The sequence below is a fragment of the Leucobacter sp. M11 genome (assembly GCF_035726885.1).
Lineage (GTDB): Bacteria > Actinomycetota > Actinomycetes > Actinomycetales > Microbacteriaceae > JAPFRB01.
In genome coordinates, this window is record NZ_JAPFRB010000001.1 from 591,575 (window position 1) to 594,412 (window position 2,838).

The 2,838-nt window shown below is 71.5% G+C and carries 3 protein-coding genes; 1 reads left to right on the forward strand and 2 read right to left on the reverse strand.

Annotation, left to right across the window (positions count from 1 at the left end; translation table 11 throughout):
* On the forward strand, positions 1 to 532 hold a 532-nt coding region (locus tag OOT08_RS03045; protein WP_325091069.1), incomplete at its 5' end, for an ATP-binding cassette domain-containing protein.
* A 102-nt stretch (positions 533 to 634) separates the two neighbouring features.
* Here OOT08_RS03045 and OOT08_RS03050 read toward each other — a convergent pair.
* The gene (locus tag OOT08_RS03050) at positions 635 to 1,546 is read right to left on the reverse strand and encodes a glutaminase (RefSeq protein ID WP_325091070.1); all 912 of its coding nucleotides are present in this window, start codon (positions 1,544 to 1,546) and stop codon (positions 635 to 637) included.
* A 48-nt stretch (positions 1,547 to 1,594) separates the two neighbouring features.
* Positions 1,595 to 2,838, reverse strand: a 1,244-nt coding sequence (locus tag OOT08_RS03055) for a DUF885 domain-containing protein (protein WP_325091071.1), incomplete at its 5' end; no start/stop codon positions are given.

Below are 2,838 nucleotides of genomic sequence, written 5' to 3' on the forward strand. Positions count from 1 at the left end.
GATGGTCTTCCAGGACCCCTTCTCGGCGCTCAATCCGAGGATGACCGTGGCCGACACCATCGCGGAACCGATCATCGTGCACGGGCTCGCCCGGGACCGGGCGGCGCGGGACGCCCGCGTGCTCGCGCTCCTGGACCAGGTGAAGCTTCCGGCCGAGTTCGCCGAGCGATACCCGCACGAGATGAGCGGCGGCCAGCGCCAGCGGGTCTGCATCGCGCGGGCCCTCGCCTGCGAGCCGGAGCTGCTCATCCTGGACGAGTCGACGGCCTCCCTCGACGTGTCCATCCAGGCGGAGGTCATGACGCTGCTCAAGGAGCTCCAGCAGGAGCTGGGCCTCGCCTACCTCTTCATCGCGCACGACCTCGCCGTCGTGCACGAGATGAGCCACCACGTCATGGTGATGCGCCGGGGCGAGATCGTGGAGTCCGGGTCCAGCGAGCAGCTGTATGCGGCCCCGCAGCACGAGTACACCCGCACCCTGCTCGCGGCGATCCCGCCGGAGCGCCCCCGTGCCGCCGAGCCCGTCGGCTGAGCGTCGCAGCCACGAGAACTGCCCCGAGCCGCTGCCCCGGTGCCGGGGTGACGCAGCAGCGCCCCCGGTCCGCGGACCGGGGGCGCTGCTGCGTGTGGCCGCTTAGAACACGGACCAGCCGGTGCGCGAGGTGAACTCATCCAGCGCGGCCATGCCGATCATCGAGTTGCCGGAGCTGTCGAGCCCGGGTCCCCACACGCAGATCGAGCACTTTCCGGGGACGATGGCGAGGATCCCGCCGCCCACGCCGCTCTTGCCCGGCAGGCCCACCCGGTAGGCGAACTCGGCCGCGGCGTCGTAGAATCCCGCGGTGAGCATGACCGCGTTGACCCGCTTCGCCTGCCGCGGCGAGAGCACCGGGGTGCCGTCCTGGCGGATGCCGCCCCGGGCGAGGAACGCGCCGGCCGCGGCGAGGTCCCGCGTGCTCATCGCGATCGCGCACTGCTCGAAGTAGTGGGCGAGCACGTCGCCGACGGGATTGCGCAGGTTTCCGAAGCTGGACAGCAGATAGGCGATGGAGGAGTTCCGGTCCGCGTGGTCCGCCTCGGAGGCGGCGACCAGCGGATCGGGGGCGATCGCGGGGTTGCCGGCCTCGGCGCGCAGCAGCTCCAGCAGCGGCTGCTCCCCCGCCTCGCTCAGGCCGAGGAGGTGATCGGTGACGACGAGCGCGCCGGCGTTCATGAAGGGATTGCGCGGGATCCCGCGCTTGTACTCGAGCTGGGCGAGGGAGTTAAAGGCCGCGCCAGAGGGCTCCCTGCCCACCCGGGTCCAGATCTCGTCGCCGTCGCGGTCGAGGGTCAGCACGAGGGTAAAGACCTTCGAAATACTCTGGATGGAGAACGGCACCTCGCAGTCGCCGACCCCGTAGCTCGTCCCGTCGTTCATAACGACGGACATGCCGAACTGATCGGGGTTCACCGCGGCGAGGCGGGGGATGTATTCCGCCACCGTCCCCGAGCCGATCATCGGCCGAACGGCCTCGTGAATCTCCTCAAGAACCGCCTGCATATCCATCCCCCCAGCCTACCGGGCCGGGGGGATGGATGCGCGGGGGCCGCGGGCCTACGCCTCGCGGCGCAGGGCCCAGGCGAGGGTGTCCAGGCCGAGCGTGCCGAGGTTCAGCGCCTCCCGGTGGAACTCGCGGATGTCGAAGTCCGCCCCGCCGCGCTCGGCGGCCTCGTCGCGCAGCTGCTCCCAGATCCGCTGCCCGATCTTGTAGGACGGGGCCTGCCCCGGCCAGCCGAGGTAGCGGTTCACCTCGAAGCGCACGAAGGGCTCGTTCATGTTCACGTTCGCACTCATGAAGTCGAAGGCGAAGTCCGCGTCCCAGACGCCCTGACCATCGGGTCGCTGCTTGCCCAGGTGCACGCCGAGGTCGAGCACGACGCGCGCGGCGCGCATCCGCTGGCCGTCCAGCATGCCGAGGCGGTCGCCCGGATCGTCGAGGTAGCCGAGCTGCTCCATGAGCCGCTCCGCGTACAGCGCCCACCCCTCGGCGTGCCCGGAGGTACCCGCGAGCTGCCGACGCCAGGAGTTCAGCGACCCCCGGTTCACGACGCCCGTCGCGATCTGCAGGTGGTGGCCGGGCACGCCCTCGTGGTAAACCGTCGTCAGTTCCCGCCAGGTGTTGAACTCCGTCACGCCCTGCGGCACGGACCACCACATCTGGCCGGGCCGCGAAAAGTCATCGCTCGGGCCGGTGTAGTAGATCCCGCCCTCCTGCGTGGGGGCGATCATGCAGTCGAGGCGTCGGATCTCGTCGGGGATGTCGAACTGCGTCGCGCCCAGCTCGGCGACGGCGCGGTCGCTCGTTTCCTGCATCCACCGCTGGAGGGCGTCCGTGCCGTGCAGCGTGCGCGCCGGGTCGGCGTCGAGGGCGGCGATCGCGTCGGCGACCGTGCCGCCCGGCACGATCTCGCGGGCGATGCGCTCCTGCTCCTCGGTCATCCGGGCCAGCTCCTCGCGGCCCCACTCGTAGCTCTCGTCGAGGTCGATCTTCGCGCCAAGGAAGCCGCGCGAGGCCAGCTCGTAGTGCTCGCGGCCCACGCCATCGCGCTCGGTGGCGACGGGGGCAAGCTCCTCGGTCAAAAAGCCGCTGAACTCGGCGTAGGCCGCCGCGGCCCGCGCGGCGGCCGAGGTGAGATCGGCCCGCAGCGAGTCGGGCACCCCGGTGGCCCCGGCGGCGAGCGCGCCGAAGAATCCGTCCGGGGCCCCCTGACGGGCCACCTGCTCGGCGACGACGCGCACCTGTCGCACCGCGGGGGTGACGCCGGCCGCGACTCCGGCGCGCAGCGTCTCCCGGTACC